The sequence below is a fragment of the Steroidobacter gossypii genome (assembly GCF_016801985.1).
Taxonomy (GTDB): Bacteria; Pseudomonadota; Gammaproteobacteria; order Steroidobacterales; family Steroidobacteraceae; genus Steroidobacter; species Steroidobacter gossypii.
The window spans coordinates 1,557,321-1,580,911 of record NZ_JAEVLS010000001.1; the positions used below are offsets into that span (position 1 = coordinate 1,557,321).

Here is a 23,591-nt window from a genome sequence, read left to right on the forward strand (position 1 = left end):
TTTGGGGGAGGTCTGCTCGGCATGCCGGTGAAGATAGCCGTCCTGAAAGAAACGCGCGCCAACGAAAAACGTGTCGCCATGGTCCCGAGCGTCGCCGACAAGCTGAGCAAGCTGGGCGCCGAAATTCACATGCAGGCCGGCGCCGGCACGGCCGTCAAACTGGCCGATGCCGCGTTCAAGAATGTGAAATTCAGCGCCGATCCGCTCGAGCTGGTGCGCGACGCCGACGTGGTGCTGAGCGTGCAGCCACCGGAAGCGGCCGTCGTCGACGCCATGAAGCCGGGCGCCATCCTGATTTCATTTGTCTATGCGCACAAGGAAGCGGATCTCACCAGGCTGCTCCGCGACCGGCGCATCACCAGTCTGGCGATGGAGCTGGTGCCGCGTATCTCTCGCGCACAGGCGATGGACGCGCTGTCGAGCCAGGCCACCTTGTCCGGTTATTACGCCGCGCTGTTGGGAGCCACGCATCTGGCGCGCATTCTGCCGATGATGACCACGGCCGTCGGTTCGATTCGTCCGGCGCGCACGTTGGTGATGGGCCTCGGCGTCGCCGGCCTGCAGGCGCTCGCGACGGCGCGTCGCCTCGGCGCGATGACGGAAGGCTACGACGTGCGACCGGAAACCAAGGAACAAGCCGAGTCCCTCGGTGCGAAGTTCGTCGATACCGGCGTGGATGCACGCGGCGCCGGCGGCTACGCGCGTGAGCTGACTCCAGAAGAAAAAGACAAGATCGCCAGCGTCGTCACCAAACATATTCAGCAAGCCGACATGATCATCACCACGGCCGCCATTCCAGGCCGGCCCTCGCCCAAGCTGATCAACAGGGCGCAGGTGGACGGCATGAAGGCCGGCAGCGTGATCGTGGATCTGGCGGCGGAAGGCGGCGGCAACTGCGAATACACCCAGCCGGGCGAGACCATCCAGGTCGGTCAGGTGACCATCGTGGCGCCGCTCAACGTTCCCAGCCTGCTCGGCGAGCATGCCAGCGAGTTGTACGCCAAGAATCAGTTCAATCTGATCGAGCTGTTTCTCAAGGAAGGCGCCATCCAGCTGGACTGGGCCGACGAGATCATTGCCAAGACCGCGCTCACGCACGACGGCAAGATCGTCAACGAAGCCGCACAGAAAGTTGTCGGGTGAACCTATGGATCTCGCTACCACGCTGACGGGCTTCGTCGCCCTGTACATTTTCATGCTCGCCGCCTTCACCGGCTACGAAATCATCGGTCGCGTGCCGGCGATTCTGCACACGCCGCTGATGTCGGGTTCGAACTTCGTGCACGGCATCGTCGTGGTCGGCGCGATGTACGCGCTGCTCAACGCGACATCGACTGTGGAGCAGGTGATCGGTTTCGTCGGCGTGCTGCTCGGCGCGGGCAACGCCGCCGGCGGTTACGTCGTCACCGAGCGGATGCTGGAAATGTTCAAACCCAGCGACAAAAAGCGCGCTGGCGACCAGAAGAAGGCATAAGCGCCCATGAACCTCACTCCGCAATTCATCATCGACGCCAGCTATTTCGCCGCGGCGTTTCTGTTCATCTACGGTTTGAAGCGCATGTCCTCGCCGGTGACGGCACGCTCGGGCATCGTGGTGGCCGGCGCGGGCATGTTGGTCGCGGTGCTGGCCAGCTTCCTTTATTACTTTGGCGTCAACGACGCTGCACTCCCGCACTTGAGCACCAACGTCGTGCTCGCGTTGACAGCACTGGTGATCGGCACCGGCTGGGCATGGTGGAGCGGCAAACGAGTCGCGATGACGGCCATGCCGCAGATGGTTGCTTTGTATAACGGCATGGGCGGTGGCGCGGCCGCGGCGATTGCGGCGGTCGAGTTGTTACGAACCAACGCGGTTCATCAAACGATTCCGCTGATGCTGGCCATCGCGGGCGCGTTGATTGGCTCGGTGTCGCTGTCCGGCTCGTTGATTGCGTGGGCCAAGCTCGATGGCCGCATCAATGGCGTTTGGCGCATGAGCGGCCAGCAGATATTCAACGGCATCGTGTTTCTTGCGACGCTCGGAGTGGGTATTTACATCGTGTTCGTGGCGCATGGCCACGCGCATCCGGGTGTGGTCGCGGCGTTCTTTATCGGCGCGCTGATTTTCGGCGTGTTGATGACGATGCCCATCGGCGGCGCGGACATGCCGGTGGTGATTTCGCTGTACAACGCGTTCACGGGTCTCGCGGTGGGCTTCGAAGGTTACGTGTTGCAGAACCCCGCGCTGATGATCGCGGGCATGGTGGTGGGCTCGGCGGGTACGTTGCTTACGCTGCTGATGGCCAAAGCGATGAATCGCAGTGTGTCGAATGTGATCTTCAGCAACTTCGGCGATGCTGGCGGGGAGAGCCAAGGCGAAATCAAAGGTTCGCAGAAGCCGGCCGAGGCGGGCGACGCTGCGATCAACATGCGTTATGCGTCGAAGGTCATCATCGCGCCGGGTTACGGCCTGGCGGTGGCGCAGGCTCAGCACAAGCTTTATGAGTTCGTGAAGTTGCTGACGGATGCGGGAGTGGAGGTGAAGTTCGCCATTCATCCGGTCGCGGGCCGCATGCCCGGCCATATGAACGTGCTGCTCGCCGAGGCTGGTGTGCCGTACGACATGATCTACGATCTGGAAGACATCAACGGTGAGTTCAAAGAAGCCGACGTGGCAATCGTCATCGGCGCGAACGATACGGTGAACCCGGCGGCGCGCACCAACAAGTCCAGCCCGATCTATGGCATGCCCATCCTGAACGTCGATCAGGCCAAGCAGGTTTATGTCGTCAAGCGCGGCCAGGGCAAAGGTTACTCGGGCGTGGAGAACGAATTGTTCTTCGCGGACAACTGCAACCTCGTGTATGGCGATGCGCAGAAGGTCATGGTGGCGATGATTCAGGCCGTGAAGTCGCTCGAGGGCGGCGGGCACTGATCTCGGCGTCGTTTAAGAGGGTGGCTTCGATTGGGGCTGAGGCTGTGCCGGGGTAGGTCCTCCCGGCACCGCGCACCGCCCGGCCCACGCGTAGCGTGGTCCGTGCGTTACGTCCATGTAGCTGCTAACGGAAAAACGTCCCTGTTTTATCCATTTGCCGGGAGAACCTACCCCGGCACAGCCTCCGCGGCGCGGGGTGGAAGGTCAGATCTCTTCAGGCGGAGCGAAGCGAACGCCGCGCTTGTTAAAGCATCCTTAATTGCCGGTGCCGAGCGGGGGCGGTAGGCTGGCGGTTCCGTGATGCTGTGGCTGGAGCGGTGGCTAGAGTACTCATCATCGAAGACGACCGCGTGACCGCCGATGAAATCGGGGCGGAGTTGCAGCGGTACGGGTTGGAGACCGAGTGGGTCGGTGACGGCAACACCGGGCTTGAGCGCGCGCGAGGGGGTTTTTATGACGCCATCACGCTCGATCGCATGCTCCCTGGCATGGATGGTCTGACCCTTGTTACACGGCTGCGCGAATCCGGTGTGCAGACGCCGGTGCTGATGATCAGTGCGCTGTCGGACGCCGATGAGCGAGTGCGGGGCCTGCGGGCTGGCGGCGACGACTATCTCACCAAACCTTTCAATCCCGACGAAATGGCTGCGCGCATCGAAGTGCTCCTGCGCCGGCACGCGAACGCGTCGCGACCCATGGTGCTGCGGGTCGGCGATCTCGAGCTCGATCTGATCGATCGCACCGCGCGCCGCGGCGGCACGCTGCTGGATCTGTTGCCCACCGAGTTCCGGCTGCTCGAATTCCTCATGCGTCACAGTGGCCGCGTCCTGACGCGCACCATGATCTTCGAGGCCGTGTGGGGTTATCACTTCGACCCCGGCACCAACGTCATCGAGGTGCACATTGGCCGGCTGCGCCGCAAGCTCGATCCGCCCGAACGGGAGCCGCTCATCCACACCGTTCGCGGAGCAGGGTACGTGCTTGAAGCTCGCTGAGCTGTCACGCGTCAGCACGGTTCGGCTGCTGCCGATCTACGGCCTGCTATTCATCTTGTGGAGCGTGCTGCTGGTCGGCTGGGTGCAGTACGACACCAAGCGCTATTTGTCCGGTGTGGTCGACGAGATCCTGCGCCAGCGCATGCATTATCTGAATCACATCGACCGGCAGCGCTTGCCCGAGGCCATGGCGCAGACCGTCGCGTTGGATCTGCAGGGTGTGATGCTGTACGGACTGTTCGATCAGCAGGGTCGAAAGCTGGTTGGCAACATCGAGCAGATGCCGGGCGGCGTGTCGCTGGATGGCGTGGTTCATTTCCTGCCTGGCGGTGTCCGCAAGGAAGGCGACCAGCGACCGATCCGCTCGCGGGGCTTGGCGACGCGGCTCGACACGGGCGAAGTTTTGATTCTGGCGCGCGCCACCAGCGTGGTGGATGAAGTCAACGCCATCATCTATCGATCGCTGTTGTGGGGCCTGTCGCTCACCGTCATTCCCGGCCTGATCGGCGGGTTGTGGCTGGCGCGAGGCCCATTGCGACGGATTCGTGCTTTGGAGTCCGCCGCACAACCCATCATGCGCGGCGATTTGCATCAGCGGCTGCCGATCTCGGAGCGTCGTGACGAGCTCGACATGCTGGCCGGCATCGTCAATTCGATGCTGCAAGAGATCGAGCGCCTGATGAGCGAAGTCAAAGGGGTGTGCGACAGCATCGCGCATGATTTGCGCACGCCGCTGACTCGTCTACGCACGCAGTTGCATCGCATGCACCGTGAGGCGGCCGATGAAACCGCGCATCGCGCTGTGCTGGAGCATGCCATCTCCGATGTGGACTCGTTGCTGGATCGCTTCCGCGCGCTGTTGCGTATCTCGGAGCTGGAAGATATGCACCGTCGCGCCGGCTTCACCGATGTGAATCTGGTGAAGACCATCGATCACGTGCGCGAGATCTACACCCCGCTGGCCGAAGACAAGCACATCACCTTCTCGTTCGAGGTGGCGCACGATATTCCATTGGTTCGCGGCGATCCGCATTTGCTGCTGGAGGCTGTCTCCAACATCGTCGACAACGCCATCAAGTTCACGCCGACCGGCGGCAGCATCCATCTGCGCCTGACGCAGGACGCCGCCGAAGGCGTGCGCATCGACGTGATCGACAGCGGTCCCGGCATCTGCACCACAGAGCGTGACGTGGTGTTGCAGCGGTTCTACCGCGGCACGTGCACCAGCAAGGATGTTTCCGGCTCGGGGCTCGGCCTGTCCATCGTGGCCGCCATCGTCAAACTGCACGGCTTCAAATTGCAGATCATCGACAATCCCAGCGGCGGCGCCTGGTTCTCGCTGTCGTGCGGGCCGGCGGCGGCCGCCTAAAAAACCTTTCATCTGCGGCATGTCCGAAGCGGCGACGAGCCGACCCATAATGGTCGTTCCAGGATCGTCGGCTCCGCATGCTCGGTATCGTCAAAATCGCTCTGCGCCGCCCGTACACCTTTGTGGTGCTGGCGCTGCTCATCCTCATCTTTGGCGTGCTGGCCATCCTGCGCACGCCCACCGATATCTTTCCGAACATCCGCATTCCGGTCATCAGCGTGGTGTGGCAATACACCGGCCTGCCGCCGGACGGCATGGCGGGGCGCATCACCACCAATTTCCAGCGCACCCTGACCACCACGGTCAACGACATCGAGCACATCGAAGCGAATTCGTATACCGGCTTCGGTGTCATCAAGATCTTTTTCCAGCCGAACGCGGACATCAACACTGCCAACGCGCAGGTGACGGCCATCGCGCAGACCATCCTGCGACAGATGCCGCCGGGCGTGAATCCGCCGATGATCCTCAACTACAACGCGTCGACTGTATCGATCCTGCAGCTGGCGTTGTCGGGCGAAGGCATGACCGAGCAGCAGCTTGCCGACCTCGGTTTGAATACGATTCGCACGCAACTGGTGACGGTGCCTGGCGCGGCCATTCCGTTTCCCTTCGGCGGCAAGAACCGCCAGATCCAGATCGATCTGGATCCCACCGCGTTGCAAGCGCGCGGTTTGTCGGGAACGGATGTCGCCAATGCGCTGGCGGCGCAGAATCTGATCACGCCGGTGGGCACTCAAAAGATCGGCGGGTTCGAGTACGTCATCAACCTGAATAACAGTCCGTCCGCGATCGAAGATCTGGGTCGCCTGCCCATTCGGCTGGTCGACGGCGCGATGGTGTATTTGCGCGATGTAGCGCACGTGCGCGACGGCAATGCACCGCAGACCAACATCGTGCATGTAGATGGCGGACGTTCAGTGCTCATCAACGTGTTGAAGAACGGTTCCGCCTCGACTCTGGCGGTGATCGAAGGCATCAAGAACAAGGCCGAGCAGCTCAAGGCGCAACTGCCCGACGCGATGCAGATCAAGCCCATCGGCGATCAATCCATTTTCGTTCGCAGCGCCATCACTGGCGTGGTGGTCGAAGGCGCCATCGCGGCCGTGCTCACCAGCCTGATGATCCTGTTGTTCCTCGGCAGCTGGCGCTCGACCGTGATCATCGCCACGTCGATTCCGCTGGCGGTGCTGGGCTCGGTATTTCTGCTGTCGATGACCGGACAGACCTTGAACATCATGACCCTCGGCGGCCTGGCGCTGGCGGTCGGCATTCTGGTCGACGACGCGACCGTCACCATCGAAAACATCAACTGGCATCTCGAGCACGGCAAGGATGTGAAGACTTCCATCCTCGACGGCGCGGCGCAAATCGTCACTCCCGCGTTCGTCTCGCTGTTGTGTATCTGTAACGTGTTCGTGCCCATGTTCTTCCTGGAGGGCGTGGCGCGCTTTCTGTTCGTGCCCATGGCGTTGGCCGTGATCTTCGCGATGGTGTGCTCGTTCATCCTGTCGCGCACGCTGGTGCCGACGATGGCGATGTATTTGTTACGGCCACACTCGCATGAAGATGCGACGGCATCTTCCACCAATCCGCTGGTGAAGTTTCAGCGGTCGTTCTCCGCGCGATTCGAGCGGTTCCGCGGCAGCTACAAAGAGTTGCTGTCGCTGGCGATGTCCCACCGGCGTGTGTTCGTTACCGGATTCATGCTGTTCGTGCTCGCCTCGTTTCTGCTCGTGCCGTTCCTGGGGCGCAATTTCTTCCCGTCGGTGGACTCCGGCCAGATCATGATCCATTTCCGCGCGCAGCCGGGCACGCGCGTCGAAGAAACCGCCAACCTGTCGGCCCGCATCCAGGACGTGATTCGTCAGATCATTCCGCCGGATGAGCTGATGCTGCTGGTCGACAACGTCGGCATGCCGTTCTCCAGCATCAATATGACCTACAACAACACCGGCACCATCGGTCCGCAGGATGGCGACATCCAGGTGACGTTGGAGGAAGAGCACCAGCCCACCGCGGAGTATGTCCGCAGGTTGCGAGAGGAATTGCCCAAGCGCTTTCCCGGCGCCAGTTTCTCGTTCACCCCCGCCGACATCGTCAGTCAGATCCTGAACTTCGGCTCGCCGGCGCCCATCGACGTGCAGATCCGCGGTAACAATCTGGCGGCGAACTATGCTTATGCCGAACGCTTGCTTGCAGATATCAAGCGCATCCCGGGTGTTGCCGACGCGCGCATTCAACAGGCGCGCGGCCTGCCGACGTTCAACGTCGATGTCGATCGCACTCGGGCGCAATTCTCGGGCCTGACCGAGCGCGACGTGACCAACAGCATGGTGGTCAATCTGGCCGGCTCGGTACAGGTCGCGCCGACGTTCTGGCTCAATCCGGAAACCGGCATTCAGTACCCCATCGTCATGCAGACGCCGCAGTACAGGATGGATGAGCTGAGCTCGCTCGCGACCCTGCCGGTGACGGGTGAAAATTCCAGAACTTCGCATCTGCTCGGTGGCATCGCGGATATCACGCGCACCACCTCGAGCGGCGTGATCTCCCAATACAACATTCAACGGATGGTGCAGATATACGCCACCACTCAGGGCGCCGACCTCGGCTCGGTGGCTTCACGTATTCGAGAGATCATCGACGCGCACGCCGAGGAGTTGCCCAAAGGCTCATCGGTAGAGCTGCTGGGCCAGGCGCGCACCATGGACAGCTCCTTCTCCGGACTGATCTTCGGGCTGATCGGCGCCATCGTGCTGATTTATCTGCTGGTGGTGGTGAATTTTCAGTCGTGGAGCGATCCGTTGGTGATCATCAGCGCCTTGCCTGCCGCGCTCGCTGGCATCGTGTGGATGTTGTTCACGACATTCACGTCGCTGTCGGTGCCGGCATTGACCGGCGCGATCATGTGTATGGGAGTGGCCACGGCCAACAGCGTGCTCGTCGTGAGCTTTGCGCGCGAACGGCTGGAGCAACTGGCCGATCCGATTGCGGCTGCCATCGACGCCGGCTTCGTTCGTTTCCGTCCGGTGCTGATGACGGCCCTGGCCATGATCATCGGCATGGCGCCGATGGCGCTCGGCCTGGGCGAAGGCGGCGAGCAGAACGCGCCGTTGGGTCGCGCCGTGATCGGTGGGCTGATCTTCGCCACCGTGGCCACGCTCATGTTCGTTCCTGTCGTTTTCAGCATCGTGCATCGTCATTACGCCCGCAAGCCGGACACGGATCCGTCGTTTGCCGGAGAGCCTCATGCCGCCCACTGATTCCCATCGTGCGCTACGTCGCGCAGGCATCGTCATCGCCGTCATCGCGGTCGTGATCGTCGTGTCCGGAATTGGAGTGCGCGTCAGCGATCGTCGCGAACTGAGCGAGTGGACCGAAGAGCAGGCGATTCCCACCGTCGCCATAGTCACTCCCACCAAAGGTGATGCAGCTGCGCGCCTCGAGTTGCCCGGTCGTTTAGAAGCGTTGTCGCGTGCGCCACTGCACGCGCGTGTGTCGGGATACTTGAAGTCGTGGAAGGTCGATATCGGCACGCCGGTGAAGGCGGGGCAACTCCTGGCGGAAATCGAAGCGCCGGACATCGAGCAGCAGTTGTTACAAGCGGAAGCGGATCTCGCCAGCGCCGAGGCCAATGCAGCGCTCGCCGCCAGTACCGCCAAGCGCTGGCAGTCCATGCTCGGTCGCGATTCGGTGTCGCGTCAGGAGGTGGAAGAGAAGGTCGGCGATCTCGCGGCTAAGCAAGCGCTGGTGAAAGCGGAGCGAGCCAACGTCGAGCGGTTGCGGACCATGAAAGGCTTTACACGCATCGTGGCGCCGTTCGATGGTGTGGTCACCGCGCGCAACACCGATATCGGCGAGCTGATTACCGCGGGCGGTGGCTCGGGCCGGGAATTGTTTGTTGTTTCGAATACCGGTCGGCTGCGGGTGTATGTCAACGTGCCGCAGGTGTATGTGAGTCAACTCAACATGGATGCGAAGGCGACGATCACTGTGCCCGATCAGCCGGGCAAGGAATATTCGGCGAGCGTGGAGGGGTCGGCGCGCGCCGTGAATGTCGCCACTGGCACGACGCTGATGCAGCTCATCGTCGACAACCGGTCAGGCGAGTTGTTGCCTGGCGGTTATGCAAGCGTCAGCTTCGAGCTGGCTGGCGGTGCGCAGTCGCTGCGAGTGCCGGCGAGCGCTCTGATCTTTGATCAAGCCGGCCTGCGCGTCGCCACCGTGGGGTCCGACAATCGCGTGGTCATGAAGCCGATCAGCATCGCTCGCGATCACGGCGCCTTCATCGAAGTGGCCACCGGCCTGGATCCCGAAGATCGTGTGATCGCCACGCCACCCGACGGTTTGATCGCAGGCAGCGCCGTGCGTGTGCTCGAAACCAATGCGTCGAGTTGAGCTTTCGATCGTAGCGGCGCTCGCGCTGGCGGGATGCTCGCTCGCGCCGAAACTGGAATTGCCCGAGGTTCCCGTTGCCGATTCCTACAAGGAGCCGGCGCCATGGATGGAGGCCGCGCCGGCCGATCGTTTGCCGCGCGATGCCTGGTGGCAGGCTTACGGCGATGCCGAACTGAACAACCTGCAAGCGAAACTGATTCGCAACAGCCCGGATCTGCAGGCCGCGCTGGCGCGCTACAACCAAGCGAAGGCGTTTGCGGATCAGTTGCGTTCCGGTTTGTTTCCTTCGTTCGGCCTGCGCGCCGACGGTGTTCGCGCAAGGCAGTCGGAAACTCGTCCGCCGGCCGGGCAAGCAGCGCCTCGTTATTACAACGCTTACGGCGTAGGATTCGAAGCTGCCTATGAACTCGATCTCTGGGGACGAGTTCGCAATGACGTCGCCGCCGGCGATCTCGAAGCGAGCGCGGCCGCGGCGGACCTGGAGTCGGCGCGCTTGAGCTTGCAAGCTCAACTGGCCGATTACTACATCGCGCTCTATGGGCTTGATAGAGAAGCGGCATTGCTGGCCGATACCGTCGCTGCTTACGAGCGCGCTTTGTCGCTCACCAAGGAGCGACACGACGCCGGCATCGTATCCGGCCTCGACGTCGCGCGAGCGCAGACGCAGTTGGATACGGCACGATCGCAGAGGTCGCAGAACCAGGCTCAACGCGCGACGCTCGAACACGCCATCGCTGCCCTTGTGGGGGAATCGCCCTCGCAATTCTCCTTGGAGCCCCGCTCGGCTCCCCTGCAACTACCCCGCATCCCTCGCGACGTGCCGAGCAACCTGCTGCAACGCCGGCCGGATATCGCCGCGGCACAGCGCCGAACGGCAGCCGCGAACGCCAGTGTGGGTGTGGCTCGTGCGGCGTATTTCCCTTTCATCACGCTGAATGGCCTGTATGGCTTCGAAAGCACTCGCTCGAGCGATTGGCTGACCGCCCCGAATGCCGCCTGGTCGGTCGGCCCGACCTTGCTGCTCGAGCTGTTCGACGCCGGTCGCCGTCGGGCGCGCATGGAGCAAGCCAGGGCCGTGCTGGAAGAGGCGGGCGCGGCCTACCGAGGCATCGTACTGGCCGCTTTTCAGGACGTTGAAGACAGCCTGGCCCTGCTGCATCACTACGGGAGCGCCGCAGAGGCCGAGCGCTCGGCAGTCACTTCGGCCCAGCAATCTCTGGATTTCGCCATGAACCGCTATCGTGAGGGTGCGGTCAGCTACCTGGAAGTGGCGCAGTCCCAGACCGTCGCCCTGAATGCCCAGCGCGACGCCCTTGACCTGGAAACACGACAATTACGGGCCAGCGTGGCCCTGATCCGCGCCCTGGGCGGCGGCTGGGAGGGCTGAAGCGCCCGCGTGGTCCCGGTGAAACAGCTGATACATTAGTCTTTAAGCTGAAATACTTGTCCCGTTGAATCTTTACACAACAGTCGCGTATCTTACGTCACCGGCCCTTGTCGTGTCCGAGTCGTGCAACCTCACCTGTACAACTTGACCCAAGAGATCCTGCGGACTGACGTCTCGGGAATGCCCCTGGAGTGGATAGACTACCGGGACGCGGTACGGCTGTATCACACGGAACAGGTGGCCTATACCTGCGGCACGCAGTTGTACCGGCTGCTCGGCGGCACCAACGCCCGCTCCGGATTGCAAACCGTGGTGGAAGTGAATTCCATCATCGCCACCATCGGTCACACTCACAATCCCGGCAACCTGCGTCACGATTACACGCCGCCGCTGAACAACCAGACCTTGTTCAAACGCGACGCGCATCTGTGCATGTACTGCGGGCAGCGGTTTCCCTCGAGCATGCTGTCGCGGGATCACATTCGTCCGCTGAGTCAGGGCGGGCTGGATCTATGGACCAACGTGGTGACGGCGTGCCGTCGCTGTAACAATCTGAAGGCGTCGAAGACTCCGGAACAGGCCGGCCTGCAGCTGATCGCCGTGCCGTTCAAGCCGACGTACGCCGAGTACATTTATCTCAAAGGTCGTCGGGTGCTGGCGGACCAGATGGAATATCTGCTCGCGCACTTTCCTCGCTCCAGCCCGTTGCACGCCCGCCTCAAATTGCAGTGCTGAATACTCAATCCCTGGTTTCCCAGCCGCTGTATCTCATAGATGCATCGGTGTTCGTGTTCCGTGCCTGGCATTCCGTCCCCATCGAGCTGGTGGATCCCGATGGCAACGCGGTCAACGCGTTGCATGGCTTCAGTCGCTTCCTCGGCGACTTGATCGAACGCGTGCGCCCCGAGCACATCGCGGTGGCATTCGATGCGAGCCTGGTGACTTCGTTTCGCAATCGCTTGTATCCGGCGTACAAGGCCAATCGCGAGCCGGCGCCGGTCGAGTTGAAACGTCAGTTCCTGCAGTGTCAGCGCGTGTGCGCCGGGCTGGGCATTGCTTCCTTTGTCAGCAGCGAATACGAGGCCGATGACATCATCGGCACGCTTGCCACTCGCGCCCGCGCCGCCGGCCGTAAAGTCGTGCTCGTGACGCGAGATAAGGATTTGTCACAGCTGGTGCGGCCGGGCGATGAATACTGGGATTATCTCGGCGACGAGCGTTTCGGCTACGACGACATCCCGCGACGTTTCGGGGTGCGCGCCGAGCGCATGGCCTGTTTCCTCGCACTGATGGGCGACGCGGTAGACAACATCCCGGGCGTGCCCGGGGTCGGGCGCAAGACCGCTTCGACGTTGTTACATCACTTCGAGTCGCTGAGTCATCTGTACGACGACCTGGATCGCGTGTTGAAGATCAAGCTGCGCAATGCCGGGTTCGTGTGCGGGCAGCTGCGCGACTATCGCGAGGCTGCGTTCCTGGCCCGGCAGCTCACCGAAATTGCCTGCGATATGCCGCTGGATGTGGAACTGGGGCAGTTGCGGCGGCGGCCGCCGGATCTGGGCGATCTCAACAAGTTCTATGACACCGTCGGCTTCGGGCGCCTGCTCCGCAATCAGGCCGAGCGCATCGCGGCGCTGAACTGAGGCGGGCCCGCTAGCGTCTGTTTATTGCCGCGGGTACGCAGTTGCCCGGGGAAAAGCTCCGTTATCCAGCGATTCTCGACGGCGTCGGCCGGCGATCCTGGATGTCCCGTCTCAGGAGCTGCCATGAAAGCCACGACGCATGTTCTTCGCCTACTGGGAGCTTTGTTGCTTGCGCCCTTGCTCGAAGCGCAACCCGTCATCTATCGCTGCGAGGGGCCGGCTGGGGTGGTGTATTCGGACCGCGCGTGCGCGGCGGGTGCGGATCCCCACGAAATCGATGACAGTCGCGTGACGGTTTATACCCCGGAACCGGTGGCCGATCGCGCCTCGCCGTCACCCTCTGCCAAGCCTCCCAAGCCCCGACGTTCCAAGGCCAGCAAGGTGCTCGACCCGAACGAGCGGCGAAGCGATTGCGCCAGGCTCGACCGGGGATTACGTGCTGTTCGCGCCAAGATGCGGGCGGGTTATGGCGTCGAGGAAGGTGAGCGGCTGAAGGCTCGGCAGCGGCAGCTGGTCGAGCAGCGCCGAGCGCAAAAGTGTGCTTGATCGCGCTGGATGGATACCTGGGGTTTCAAATGTGAGCGCATAATGTCGCGGGACGGAGTCAGCCGTGAGCCGCGGATTCGCCGGCTGCGGAGGTCACGGGATCGGCTATCACAACTCGGCAAGCATTTCGGCAAAGTCAGGGGGTCGTTATGGTTGCGTTTACTTCTCTCCCGGAATTGAGGATGGTGGCCGCCAGTCTGCTCGCAGGCGCCTGGCTATTCGCGGCGCCGCTGGCGTTGGCGCAGGACAAAGCCGTCGACGAGATGATGGCGCAGGCGCAGAAGGCCCTGCAGAAAGGTCAGCCGCGCGAGGCGGAGAACCTGCTCCGCAAGGCGATCGAGTCAGCACCGACGCGAGCGGAGTTGTACATGCTGAGATCCAGGGCGCGAGATTCGTCGGGCAAGTACGATGCCGCGCTCGAAGATGCAAACAAGTACATCGAGCTGGAGCCGAGCGATGCGTTTGGATATCTGAATCGCTCGCGAATCTATATTTCCATGGACAAGCCGGATTCGGCGCTCGCCGACGCCAACAAAGCCATCGAGCTCGATCCCAATGAGCCGGATGGCTATTACCGTCGCTCCGACATCTACCGAGAGATGGGGAAGGATGCCGAGGCCAAGGCGGACGAGGCCAAGGCGGATAAGCTGGCCAAGAGCTGAGCCGTGATCGCGACGAGGGGCGACATCCCTGCCGCCCCGTAGCGATCAACGCGGCTCGGCGTCGACGCGAAACACCGGGTAGAGGTTGTAACGCTCGTCCCACGATGAGTGGCGGCGGTAGAAGAAGTCGAGGCGGGCGCTCGGGTCGCTGGCGAACTTGGGGTCTTCCAGGCGCTGTTGGAATTCACGACGCAGCGCCGGGTCCTTTTTCAGCATCTGCTCGCCAACCGCTTCGGCCACGTACGCTTCCATATATTCCTTGCGCTCGAAGGCTGCGGCGAAGAAGCCCCAGCTCACCATCGAATCCGGATCGCGAGGCTCCAGTAGCGACATCAGGATTTCAGACTTGGCCTGCGCGATGGGAACGAACAGCGAGCCGGCAGTCATTTCGCGGGTTTCTTTGCTCCAGTCGCCTTCGACACTGAAGACACTGCGGCCTTCGAAGGTCGCGGCGGCGGGAGCGGCTTTGGTGGCGCGGAAGACTTCTACTTCCGAGCGGAGCGGCTGAGTCAGCGTCCTAAACTCGATGCCGTGCAGAGTCAGCTTGTCGCCAACCATCCGAGCGTGGCTGGCGGGCACGACATAGCCGCCGAGCGGTGCGCTTACGGTGATGTCAGGTTTGACTTCGTCGTACAACGGAATGCGCCAGATCTGCGGCTTCTTGTCGTTGTATCGAGTCATCAACGTGCCGGAGATCGCAGACGGCCTGCGCTCATATTCATAGCCGCGAAACTCGATGGTGCGAACGTGCGGTGTGTTGGTGTAAGTCAGCGCAACAGTGGAACCGCCGATCTTCGCTGCCTCGGCGTCCGCAGCCCGAGCGGCGGCGAGCCACTTCTTGCCATCGCGCGCGGCCATTTCCATCAACGAAATGATGGTGTGATGAGTGATGCGCACGCGGGTCGGATAGTCCTTCCACGAATGCGTTTCCACCAGCACGCCGATGCGATTGCGACCGGCCCAGTAAGCCTGTGAGAAGCGCTTCGGGCCCACCGACACGGCGAAGCCCGTGCTCGGATCGTCGTCCTTGATGAAGGAAGGATAGAAGTCCAGCGGCAGCGAGCCTTTGGCGGCCGCGCGCTTCATCAACTCGTCGCGAACCTCGACGGCAGCCTGGCGAATGGGCGCGTGCCCATTGAGAGTCGGCGCGACGCTATATGAAATATCGTGTTCGAACTTGGCGCCGTTGGTGACGTGCAGGTCGACGTAAAGGATCGGATCCCATTCACCTAACAGACGCAGCATGGCGTGCATCTCCGGCGCCTCGGCCTTGAGATAATCGCGATTCAAGTTGAGATTCTGGGCGGTCACGCGCCAGCCCATCTCTTCCGGCCCGACCTGGTTGGGGCGGTTCCAGCGGCCGAAGCGCTCGTGGCCGTCGATGTTGAACACGGGCACGAACACCAGCGTGACGTTCTTCAACGCGTCCTTGGCGAGCGAGCCGTCGAGCATCTGGCGCAGGGCCAGGAAGCCGGCGTCCTTGCCGTCGATTTCGCCGGAGTGAATGCCTCCCTGCATGAGCGCGACCGGGCGCCCGGCGCGGTGCGCCGAAGCAGCGTCCAAAGTGCCGTCGGCCGACGCCACCAACGCGAGCATGGGTCGGCCTTCGGGCGTTCGGCCGAACTCGAAGCAGCGCACCTGTTGCGGCCATTGCTTTTGAAACGCGGGACAGAGTCTTTCGACTTCTTCATAGCGGCCGGTGCGGCGGTCGCCGGATTGTTCGGCGACGGTGCGCAGCGAGCTGGCGGGCCCAGCGGCGACGGCGAACTGAGCGAACGAGCAGGCCAGCAAGGCGAGCGCGGCGGACTTATGACGGATCATCGGGAGCTTCCGTGAACGGGCCAATGCGAAAACAAGGCGCGCAAGATTACTGTATAGAGCTGCCCGAAGTTGTCCCGTTTCTTGCTTCAGTAGCGGTAAAATTGCGGCGTCGACGGCTGTTGTCCGTCGGCGGGAGTCCGACTTGAAACTGATCCGATCGAATGAAGGCGCGGCAGCCACACTGCACCAGGTGGGCTGCGTGTTGTTGCAGCCGGAGGAGCTGGCGGAGGAATGCCGGGTCCGGCTCGAGGATCTGAGCAGCCTGTCGCCCTCGTGGAACCAACTGCCGCGCGATGCTCATTTGCGAGACGGTGGCCGTTACCGATTCCGCCGTCACAGTTGTTTCGTTCACGAGCATGACAGTTTGCAGCTGGCGCCACACCGCGCCCATTGGCAGCCCACCGAATACAACGCTCTCCATGGCGGCATGGAACGCTGGTTCGAGCCGATCTCCGGCGAGGTCCTGCAGGCTCCGGCGTGGACTGCCCTGGTGAGCGGGCTGGCTGACTTGTTTGCTCGGGCGCGGCCGGTGCCGCGTTGGTATATCGAAGCGCATCAGTTTCGCATCGACACGGCGGAAGGCATCGGCCGGCCGACGCCCGAAGGCGCGCATCGCGATGGCGTCGACTATGTCGCCGTGGTCCTGGTGAATCGATTCAACGTGCGCGGTGGCGAGACGCGAGTCTTCGAAGCGGCAGGCATCTCGGGCGTTCGCTTCACCATGAGCTCACCTTGGACGGCGTTATTGCTCGACGACGCCAAGGTGATTCACGAAACCACGCCGATCCAGAACGACGGTCCTGGCGGCGTGCGCGACACGCTGGTGCTTACGTTCCGTGAGCATGGCTTCCAGTCGCCGTCTTCCTGACCGGCAGGCGTAGAATTTCTCTCGATCGCGTATTGCTGATACAGGTACCTGCTCATGTCCACGTTCGCGGCCCGCTTGCAACACAAAATCGCCGAGCACAGCCCGCTGTGTGTCGGTGTTGACCCCTCAGCGGCGTTGTTGAAGTCGTGCAATTTGCCGAACACGCCCGAAGGCGCGTTCGAGTTTGGCAAGCGCGTGCTGGAAGCGGCGGAGTTTCGGATTTCGCTGCTCAAGCCGCAGTCGGCGTTCTTCGAGCGCTTCGGCAGCGCCGGACTCAAGGCGGTCGAGGAGCTCACGACGCTTGCGCGGAGTCGCGATGTGCTCGTGCTTCTCGATGGCAAGCGCGGCGATATCGATACGACCGGAGCCGCCTACGCCGAGGGTTATTTTTCCTCGTCCACGACGCTAAGAGTCGATGCGGTGACCACGCATGTATATCTCGGCCTCGCGGCATTGGATCCTTTTCTCGACATCGCCGTGCGAGCTGAAGGCGGCGTGTTCGTCGTGGTGCGCTCGTCGAATCCGGAAGGTCGTGAGTTACAAACCGCGCGCATGGCGAACGGCGAGACCGTTGCTCAGAATCTCTGCCGCGAGATCACGTTGCGCAATCGACGTCAGGGTGAAGGTCTTGGATATATCGGAGCCGTGGTCGGTGCGACCTGCGACGATGCAGCCGAGTCCGTCGAGGCGCTTCCTCAGTCTTTCATTCTCGCGCCCGGAGTCGGCGCGCAAGGCGCTACGATGCAGGACGTGCTGAAGCGCATGCCCTCGGCGCGTGGCCGTGTGTTGCCCAATGTTTCAAGAGCCATCCTGGCGAACGGCGGCAATGTCGCCGACATTCGCACCACCATCCGCGGCTTGCAGGAGCAGGCTCGCGAGCTGCTGTAGTCGCCCGTTATGTCGCTCGCCGCTGCACTTGGTCGCGCTTCAGGTAGCGAGGTTGCGGCTGGATCCGAGCGCAGCGTCTCGGGCGGCTCGATCAATGCATGTTCTCGCTTCGAGAGCGACCAGGGTCCGCTGTTCGTAAAGCACGGCGATGCATCGAGCCTGGCAATGTTTCAGGCCGAAGCAGAGGGTCTTGCCGAGCTGTCTCGAGCGCAGGCAGTGCGCGTTCCACGAGTGCTGGCGGTGAGTGAGCACGAAGGAACCGCCTTCCTGGTATTGGAGTGGATCGATCTGCGCGGCACATCCGCCGGCAGCGAAGCGAAACTTGGCGAACAGCTGGCGAGACAGCACCGCGTCACTCGCGATGAGTTCGGCTGGCATCGTGACAACACCATCGGCTCGACGCCACAAACGAATCGACTCACCAAGGATTGGGTAGATTTCTACCGCGAGTGCCGCTTGCAACCTCAACTCGCGCTGGCGAAACGAAATGGCGCCGGCGCCGATCTCATCGACGGCGGCCACCGCTTGTGCGAGCAACTCGACCGTTTCTTCCCTGGCTACGCTCCGACGCCGTCGCTGCTTCATGGCGATCTGTGGGGAGGCAATTGGGGCGCGGATGCGAGCGGGCAGCCAGTGCTGTTCGATCCCGCGGTTTATTTCGGGGATCGCGAGACGGATCTGGCGATGACGCGCTTATTCGGTGGTTTTGGCGCGCAGTTCCATGCGGCGTATCAGGCGGCGTGGCCGGTGGATCCGGGCGCAAACACGCGTATCACGCTCTACAACCTGTACCACGTGCTGAACCATTTCAACTTGTTCGGCGGCGGTTATTCGCGGCAGGCGCTGGGGATGGTCCAGCGCCTGCTGGCCGAGCTGAAATAGCCCGGCGGGAGTCTCAATTACCGGCGGGGATCCGCACGGTGCCCGACACGCGCTCGTACAGAATGTTGCCGCTGCTGTCGACCATGACCGCGAAATTGCCGCCCACGTCGCTCACGTTGATGTCCCCCGAGCTGTCGTTGTGGATCTTGACGTTCTGTTTCACTTCGCGAATGGTGATATCGCCGGAGCTGTCGTCCATCACGTCGACATTGCCGGTGACCTTGGCTATGGCGATGTCGCCCGAGCTGTCACTGAGAATTCTCACATTGCCGCGCACGTCCTCGATGTCGATATTGTCCGAGCTGTCTTCGACCTCGACATCGCCGATTACGCTCATGATGCGGATCACGCCCGAGCTGTCGTTGACGTACAGATTGCCGTTGATGTTTTTCAGCAGCTGATCGCCCGAGCCGTCCGTGACCCGCGTCGTACCCACGTCGCTCAGCTCCAGGTCGCCGCTGCTATCGGTGACCTCCAGCTCCACATTGCGCGGCACGGCTATGTCCAGATCCAGGTAGGCGTAGCGCTTGAAGCTGAACATATCGGTCATGCTGCTGCCGAGCACTACCGTTAGATAAACGGTGTCGTTCTCACGGCGGCTCTCCAGCCCGATCTTGCCCAGCAGGTTTTCGGAGGAGGCACAGGCCTTGCCGAGCGCCTTGAGCTCGCCGTTCGTGTCGCCGTGGATCTTCAGAGAGCCCGCGTCGGCCGAGACCACGACCTTTTTGACCGGGCCGTTGAACTTCGCCGCGCGCTCGGAGGAGAACTTGCAATCCTCCGCCCACGCTGCGCCGCTGCTTAACAAAATCATCAGGAGAAGCTGCGCCCCTGTCTTGTTCATGAAGACGTCCTGTTCATTTTAAGTAAAACGGAACAACGCACCCATTCGCTGGGAGCGTTGTCGCGGACTCGGGCCCGCACCCGTTTCCGCTTGAGGGGAAGCAAAGATTAGGCGTTGCTCAGCCGCTCTGCAAAATTTTGCGAAGCGCAGTCGCCAGCAGCCGACGTTGTACGAGCTGCGGAAGGGCGCGGGCTTCTGCCAGGCCCATGCGCGCCAGGTGGGGCTGAATGGCCGGGATGGGCGAGCCGTCGAACAGTGCGCTCAGCATCACTCGCAGTCGGCCCGACCAGGATCGCGTTGACGCTTCCAGCGACCGCAACGCCTTGGCGAGCGCGATTTCCTCGGCGGTGAAGTCCGTGCCGAACGGCAGTTCGGCAAACAAACCTCGCTCGCGCCACGGCGCGAACTTATTGGCCAACTGTTGTGGCGTATTGGCCCGGGCTGCATCCGGAATGGCCCAATCCCGGGGCAGCTTGCCGGCGCGCTTCGCGTCGCTCACCAAGGCGCCTTGGAAACGTGCGTCCATGATCCCCACCAGGGCTTCGACGATTTCGCGGTCGGTTCGGCCGCGCAGATCGGCGATGCCATATTCGGTGACGACGATATCTCGCAAGTGGCGTGGAATCGTGGTGTGCCCATAGCTCCACACGATGTTGGATGTTGTAGTCCCATGGGAGATGCGCGTAGCACGCACGCACAAAATGGAGCGTGCCTCGGGCAGGGCGTGCGCCATGGCGACGAAGTTATATTGGCCGCCGACGCCGCTCACGACACGACCGTCGCCGAGCGCATCGGACACCGCGGCGCCCAGGCCGGTGATCATCATGGCCGTATTGACGAAACGCGCGTAGCGCCGCTGTGCGCACTTCAATTCCCATTCGTGGCCATACAGCTCGTTGATGAAGCTGATGCCTCGCATGGCGAACAGCTTGCGCTGAGCGGCTGGCAGCTCGCGCAGGCCGGCATAGAAGCTCTTCGGACCGAAAAAGAAGCCGGCGTCGGCGAGCACGCCATTTCTCAGCGTGTCTCCCAGGCAGTGTTCGGCGATTTGAGCGCGCTGTTCCGGATCGGAGAAGGTGGCGCGCAGCTGCTGGCCATCCGGAGTGATGAGCACGCCACGGTCATACTCGACGTCGTCCCGAAACAAACCTATTTCCCGGAACTCCTGGAAGTCGGCGTAGGACATGCGGCTCATGCCGGCCTCGACCAACGCATCGAGGGTGTGCAGGCTGACGCGTTCGTCGACGTGTCCTTCGTCGATGAGCCGCTGCAGCTTGGCGCTCGGATACACGCGCCGCTTCAGAATGCCGCTGCGGTACAGGTCGAGAAAGCCGTCGGCCAGCATCTCGGTGCAGCCATACAGGCCGCGTTCGAAGGGCGCGGTGCCGCCTTCGGTCTCGATCAGTCGGCGGTGGCGCGCCAACAGACCGTTGGATTCCAGGATCTCGCGATACAGCGCTGGCTGCTTTTGCCGTAGCTGCAAGGCGTAGCAGATGCCGTCGCCCAGCTCGCCGATGCCCAGCTGCAGAGTGCCGCCGTCACGGATCAGCGTGCTCACGTTCAGCGCGATGGCGTGCTCGGTGGGCGGAATCGGCATGTTCGGCGGGCAGAACAACGCCGTGTCCGGATCCTTGACCAGGAAATCGAAGGTGTCGGAGGTGACCAGCGCGTCGCCGTACATGAACGGCATTTCGCGATGGACTTGTCCGATCAACGTGAACGGCTTGCCTTTGCCACTGGCGCGCATGGCGGCGATCTGTGGCAGCAGATCGGCGGTCATGTCGGCGTTCGAGCCGAGGCTGAGCAGGCCGGGCGCTTCGTCCGGCGGGGGGGCGGCGACTTGCTGAGCAATCACATTGAGCCCACGACGCAAGGCGTCGCGCGCCACGTGCGTGTAGTTGCTGCTCAGATAGTTCTGTTGCAGAACGTCGTTTCGCAACCAGGCGCCGGGCTCGAGGTAAAACTCCACCACCTCGATGTTGGCTGGCAGCTGCTGCCGTTCGATGAGCTGCAGATATTCGAGCTCGGGGTAGTTGCCGAACACCCGCCGGGAGAACGGCTCGATGAAGCGCCGTTCGAGCTCGCTGCGCCCCCGTGGCGCGCGCAACGACAAGGCAGTGATGATGGTGAGCTTCAGGGTCGGATCGGCGGCGACGCGCGCCACGAAGGCGTTGACCAACGTATTGGGCTTGCCGATCGCCACCGGCAAGCCCAGCACCACATGCTTGCCGACCCGGTTGAGAGTGGCCTCTACACAGTCGTCGGGCGCCGTGAATCGAAGCGGCGAGGATGCGGACATCGGCGGGCGGTCACCCGGCTCGAGAATGCATGGTCGAGCGCGTGCGGCTCATGAAGCGCTTTTCAGACGCAGCGCGAAGCGCACCTGCACGTCGTTGCCGACGGTGGCGGTGTCTTGCCAGTCGCCCTGGCCGACGCCGAAGTCCAGACGTTTGATCCTGGCGGAGCCTTTCAGCCACGCGCCCCCGTCTTTGTTCTCGAATGTGAATTCGATCGGCACGTCCCTGGTCACATTGCGCAGGGTGAGCTTGCCGGTGGCGGAATATTTGTTGCCGCCCCTGCTGGTGAACTTGTCGGCGACGTAACGCGCGGTCGGGAAGCGTTTGACGTCGAACAGATCGGCGCTCTTGATGGTGTCGTCGCGCTCGCCGTCCTGGGTATTCACCGAGGCGGTATCGATCTTCACGTCGAAGCGGCTGGCGGTCAGATCGGCCGGGTCGAAGCGGATGTCGGCGGTGAATTTCTCGAAGGCGCCTTCGAACTGCGCGCCGGCCTGTTCACCGACGAACGTCAGTTTGCTTTCCTTGGGCTGCATGCTCCATTGCGCGGCCGCGAAGGCCAGCATGGCGGCCAGGCCGGTGGCGAAGCCCACCACCAGGCGGGCGGCCAGACGATGAGGCGTGTTCCGGGTGTTCTGGGCAACAGTCATGATCGCGTCGTTTCCTGTGTCAGCTTGACGGGCAACATACGGCGTAGCACGTCGTCCTTGTCCCAAAAATGATGTTTGAGCGCCGCCGCCACGTGCAGCAACGCCAGCCAGAACAGCGTCCCGGCCAACAGCTCGTGAGTCTGGTGCAGGAACTCATAGGCGGGTTTGCTGGGCCGGATGAAATCCGGCAGCGTCACCAGCCCGAACCAGCTTACGGGAAAGTTGCGCGCCGATGACATGAGCCAGCCGACGATCGGCGTGATCAGCAGCAGCGCATAGAGTGCGACATGAGAGAAGCGCGCGGCAATACGCTGCCAGGTGGGCACATCCTTCGGCTCGCCCGGCACCACGTTGAGCCAGCGCCAGATCAGGCGCAGCAGCACCAGAGCCAGGATGGTGATGCCGAATGACTTGTGCTGGGCCAGCACGCCGATCTTGGCCGGGCCCAGCGGCAGGTTGTCGGCGCGGTTGGCGAGGATGAACTGAACTATGATGAGCGCCACGATGGCCCAGTGAAATAACTGCGCGACGACGCCATAGCGCGATTCGTCGTTCTTCAGTTGCATCACTTCGACCCCTGCTCACGTAGAGACAACAAGTGTAAGCGATTCGCGGGGCGGGGCCCACGCGAAGCTTCGATCGGCTGCAAATCTGACACAGTGCGGGGCACCCCGGAATGGCTACGCTAGGAAGTCGAACAGCACTGAGTGCCGCGAGCCGCGTGGTCGTGCTGTTAGTTCTGTGCCTGGGACTTGTCGCTTGTCCGCGACCAGTGCAGCCGCCCCCGCCCGCGCCGAGCGTGCCGCCTCCATCTTCAGCGCCTTCGTCGCCGCCACCCGACTCGGCGACGGACTTTTATGAGATCGATACGCAAGCGTCCGTCGTGCATATTCATGTGTTCCGCGGTGGGACGCTGGCGCGGCTCGGCCACAATCACGTGATCACCAGCAGGTCGGTGACCGGCCGTGCCTGGCTACACCCTCGGTTCACAGCTTCCGGTTTCGAGCTGTCGTTTCCCGTGGCCGAGCTGGTCGTGGACGATCCCCAGGCCCGCCAGGCCGCCGGCAGCGACTTCCCTCCCGAGATCCCGACGGCGGATCAGGAGGGGACGAAGAAAAACATGCTCCGGCCGGAAGTGCTGGATGCGCAGAAGTATCCCAAGGTCACGTTCAGGTCGGCTTCGATCTCCGGTTCCTTGCAGGCTCCCCGAATCACCGCGCGCATCACGATCAAGGACGTGAGTCGCGAGGTCGTCGTGCCGGCCAGCATCGCTTTGAATGGCAAGCGGCTGACGGCCCGTGGCGAGCTCGAGATTCTGCAGACGGAGTTCGGGATGAAGCCCTTCAGCGTGGCGCTGGGGGCGCTGGCGGTGCAGGACCGATTACGCGTGCGCTTCGACCTGGTAGCGGTGAAGCGCTAAGCACGAA

At 62.6% G+C, this 23,591-nt stretch carries 21 protein-coding genes; 16 read left to right on the top strand and 5 right to left on the bottom strand.

What is annotated here, in order from left to right:
• Positions 1-21: 21 nt before the first annotated feature.
• The 12 genes from JM946_RS06815 (at position 22) to JM946_RS06870 (ending at position 13,917) form a co-directional block, all read left to right on the top strand.
• Entirely contained in the window at positions 22-1,143 is a 1,122-nt protein-coding gene (locus tag JM946_RS06815; RefSeq protein WP_203166393.1) for an NAD(P) transhydrogenase subunit alpha, read from the top strand.
• Positions 1,144-1,147: 4 nt separating this feature from the next.
• Positions 1,148-1,474, top strand: a complete 327-nt coding sequence (locus JM946_RS06820) for an NAD(P) transhydrogenase subunit alpha (RefSeq protein ID WP_203166394.1) — start codon at positions 1,148-1,150, stop codon at positions 1,472-1,474.
• A gap of 6 nt (positions 1,475-1,480) precedes the next feature.
• A complete protein-coding gene (locus JM946_RS06825; protein WP_203166395.1) occupies positions 1,481-2,914 on the top strand; it encodes an NAD(P)(+) transhydrogenase (Re/Si-specific) subunit beta in 1,434 nt (477 codons plus the stop codon).
• Positions 2,915-3,231: 317 nt separating this feature from the next.
• Positions 3,232-3,909, top strand: a complete 678-nt coding sequence (locus JM946_RS31195) for a response regulator transcription factor (protein ID WP_203166396.1) — start codon at positions 3,232-3,234, stop codon at positions 3,907-3,909.
• Positions 3,896-5,278, top strand: coding sequence for a sensor histidine kinase (locus tag JM946_RS06835; protein WP_203166397.1), 1,383 nt, complete (start codon positions 3,896-3,898; stop codon positions 5,276-5,278). Before JM946_RS31195 ends, JM946_RS06835 begins: the two co-directional genes overlap by 14 nt.
• A gap of 77 nt (positions 5,279-5,355) precedes the next feature.
• A complete protein-coding gene (locus JM946_RS06840) occupies positions 5,356-8,544 on the top strand; it encodes an efflux RND transporter permease subunit (RefSeq protein WP_203166398.1) in 3,189 nt (1,062 codons plus the stop codon).
• On the top strand, positions 8,531-9,679 hold the full coding sequence (locus tag JM946_RS06845) for an efflux RND transporter periplasmic adaptor subunit (protein ID WP_203166399.1): 1,149 nt from the start codon (positions 8,531-8,533) through the stop codon (positions 9,677-9,679). The genes JM946_RS06840 and JM946_RS06845 overlap by 14 nt, the downstream gene beginning before the upstream one ends.
• Positions 9,666-11,066: an efflux transporter outer membrane subunit gene (locus JM946_RS06850; protein ID WP_203166400.1), complete on the top strand. Its 1,401-nt coding sequence runs from the start codon at positions 9,666-9,668 to the stop codon at positions 11,064-11,066. The genes JM946_RS06845 and JM946_RS06850 overlap by 14 nt, the downstream gene beginning before the upstream one ends.
• Before the next feature lie 180 nt (positions 11,067-11,246).
• The gene (locus JM946_RS31200) at positions 11,247-11,801 is read left to right on the top strand and encodes an HNH endonuclease (RefSeq protein ID WP_349263275.1); all 555 of its coding nucleotides are present in this window, start codon (positions 11,247-11,249) and stop codon (positions 11,799-11,801) included.
• Entirely contained in the window at positions 11,795-12,709 is a 915-nt protein-coding gene (locus JM946_RS06860; protein WP_203166402.1) for a 5'-3' exonuclease, read from the top strand. Before JM946_RS31200 ends, JM946_RS06860 begins: the two co-directional genes overlap by 7 nt.
• A 123-nt stretch (positions 12,710-12,832) precedes the next feature.
• Positions 12,833-13,255, top strand: a complete 423-nt coding sequence (locus tag JM946_RS06865; RefSeq protein ID WP_203166403.1) for a hypothetical protein — start codon at positions 12,833-12,835, stop codon at positions 13,253-13,255.
• 182 nt (positions 13,256-13,437) lie between these two features.
• A complete protein-coding gene (locus tag JM946_RS06870) occupies positions 13,438-13,917 on the top strand; it encodes a tetratricopeptide repeat protein (protein ID WP_203166404.1) in 480 nt (159 codons plus the stop codon).
• Between the two features lie 45 nt (positions 13,918-13,962).
• Here the strand turns inward: JM946_RS06870 and JM946_RS06875 are convergent, their stop codons facing one another.
• Positions 13,963-15,738 (bottom strand): M14 family metallopeptidase, encoded by a 1,776-nt coding sequence (locus JM946_RS06875; RefSeq protein WP_203166405.1) that lies wholly within the window; start codon positions 15,736-15,738, stop codon positions 13,963-13,965.
• A 142-nt stretch (positions 15,739-15,880) separates the two neighbouring features.
• Here JM946_RS06875 and JM946_RS06880 point away from each other — a divergent pair, with 142 nt between their 5' ends.
• The 3 genes from JM946_RS06880 to JM946_RS06890 are packed head-to-tail and all read left to right on the top strand — an operon-like array spanning position 15,881 to position 18,376.
• Complete coding sequence (locus tag JM946_RS06880) at positions 15,881-16,606, top strand: 2OG-Fe dioxygenase family protein (protein WP_203166406.1); 726 nt, start codon at positions 15,881-15,883, stop codon at positions 16,604-16,606.
• 54 nt (positions 16,607-16,660) lie between these two features.
• Complete coding sequence (pyrF, locus tag JM946_RS06885) at positions 16,661-17,494, top strand: orotidine-5'-phosphate decarboxylase (protein ID WP_203166407.1); 834 nt, start codon at positions 16,661-16,663, stop codon at positions 17,492-17,494.
• Positions 17,495-17,503: 9 nt separating this feature from the next.
• Entirely contained in the window at positions 17,504-18,376 is an 873-nt protein-coding gene (locus JM946_RS06890) for a fructosamine kinase family protein (protein ID WP_203166408.1), read from the top strand.
• Positions 18,377-18,389: 13 nt separating this feature from the next.
• Here the strand turns inward: JM946_RS06890 and JM946_RS06895 are convergent, their stop codons facing one another.
• The 4 genes from JM946_RS06895 to JM946_RS06910 all read right to left on the bottom strand — a co-directional run bounded on the left by JM946_RS06895 (position 18,390) and on the right by JM946_RS06910 (position 22,730).
• Positions 18,390-19,217, bottom strand: coding sequence for a DUF4097 family beta strand repeat-containing protein (locus JM946_RS06895; protein WP_218042626.1), 828 nt, complete (start codon positions 19,215-19,217; stop codon positions 18,390-18,392).
• 118 nt (positions 19,218-19,335) lie between these two features.
• Positions 19,336-21,516 (bottom strand): acetyl-CoA hydrolase/transferase C-terminal domain-containing protein, encoded by a 2,181-nt coding sequence (locus JM946_RS06900; RefSeq protein ID WP_203166410.1) that lies wholly within the window; start codon positions 21,514-21,516, stop codon positions 19,336-19,338.
• Between the two features lie 48 nt (positions 21,517-21,564).
• Positions 21,565-22,164, bottom strand: a complete 600-nt coding sequence (locus tag JM946_RS06905; protein ID WP_203166411.1) for a YceI family protein — start codon at positions 22,162-22,164, stop codon at positions 21,565-21,567.
• Complete coding sequence (locus JM946_RS06910) at positions 22,161-22,730, bottom strand: cytochrome b (protein ID WP_203166412.1); 570 nt, start codon at positions 22,728-22,730, stop codon at positions 22,161-22,163. Before JM946_RS06910 ends, JM946_RS06905 begins: the two co-directional genes overlap by 4 nt.
• Before the next feature lie 110 nt (positions 22,731-22,840).
• On the opposite strand from JM946_RS06910, the gene JM946_RS06915 reads away from it, so the two are divergent.
• A complete protein-coding gene (locus JM946_RS06915) occupies positions 22,841-23,584 on the top strand; it encodes a YceI family protein (RefSeq protein ID WP_230979465.1) in 744 nt (247 codons plus the stop codon).
• The last annotated feature ends 7 nt before the right edge of the window (positions 23,585-23,591 follow it).

Excerpts from the sequence above, each read along its gene's own strand:
- JM946_RS06815 (WP_203166393.1), top strand. The coding sequence starts at position 22 with ATGCCGGTGAAGATAGCCGTCCTGAAAGAAACGCGCGCCAACGAAAAA.
- JM946_RS06820 (WP_203166394.1), top strand. The coding sequence starts at position 1,148 with ATGGATCTCGCTACCACGCTGACGGGCTTCGTCGCCCTGTACATTTTC.
- JM946_RS06825 (WP_203166395.1), top strand. The coding sequence starts at position 1,481 with ATGAACCTCACTCCGCAATTCATCATCGACGCCAGCTATTTCGCCGCG.
- JM946_RS06840 (WP_203166398.1), top strand. The coding sequence starts at position 5,356 with ATGCTCGGTATCGTCAAAATCGCTCTGCGCCGCCCGTACACCTTTGTG.
- JM946_RS06845 (WP_203166399.1), top strand. The coding sequence starts at position 8,531 with ATGCCGCCCACTGATTCCCATCGTGCGCTACGTCGCGCAGGCATCGTC.
- JM946_RS06850 (WP_203166400.1), top strand. The coding sequence starts at position 9,666 with ATGCGTCGAGTTGAGCTTTCGATCGTAGCGGCGCTCGCGCTGGCGGGA.
- JM946_RS31200 (WP_349263275.1), top strand. The coding sequence starts at position 11,247 with ATGCCCCTGGAGTGGATAGACTACCGGGACGCGGTACGGCTGTATCAC.
- JM946_RS06865 (WP_203166403.1), top strand. The coding sequence starts at position 12,833 with ATGAAAGCCACGACGCATGTTCTTCGCCTACTGGGAGCTTTGTTGCTT.
- JM946_RS06870 (WP_203166404.1), top strand. The coding sequence starts at position 13,438 with ATGGTGGCCGCCAGTCTGCTCGCAGGCGCCTGGCTATTCGCGGCGCCG.
- JM946_RS06875 (WP_203166405.1), bottom strand. The coding sequence starts at position 15,738 with ATGATCCGTCATAAGTCCGCCGCGCTCGCCTTGCTGGCCTGCTCGTTC.
- pyrF (WP_203166407.1), top strand. The coding sequence starts at position 16,661 with ATGTCCACGTTCGCGGCCCGCTTGCAACACAAAATCGCCGAGCACAGC.
- JM946_RS06890 (WP_203166408.1), top strand. The coding sequence starts at position 17,504 with ATGTCGCTCGCCGCTGCACTTGGTCGCGCTTCAGGTAGCGAGGTTGCG.
- JM946_RS06895 (WP_218042626.1), bottom strand. The coding sequence starts at position 19,217 with ATGAACAAGACAGGGGCGCAGCTTCTCCTGATGATTTTGTTAAGCAGC.
- JM946_RS06900 (WP_203166410.1), bottom strand. The coding sequence starts at position 21,516 with ATGTCCGCATCCTCGCCGCTTCGATTCACGGCGCCCGACGACTGTGTA.
- JM946_RS06905 (WP_203166411.1), bottom strand. The coding sequence starts at position 22,164 with ATGACTGTTGCCCAGAACACCCGGAACACGCCTCATCGTCTGGCCGCC.
- JM946_RS06910 (WP_203166412.1), bottom strand. The coding sequence starts at position 22,730 with ATGCAACTGAAGAACGACGAATCGCGCTATGGCGTCGTCGCGCAGTTA.
- JM946_RS06915 (WP_230979465.1), top strand. The coding sequence starts at position 22,841 with ATGGCTACGCTAGGAAGTCGAACAGCACTGAGTGCCGCGAGCCGCGTG.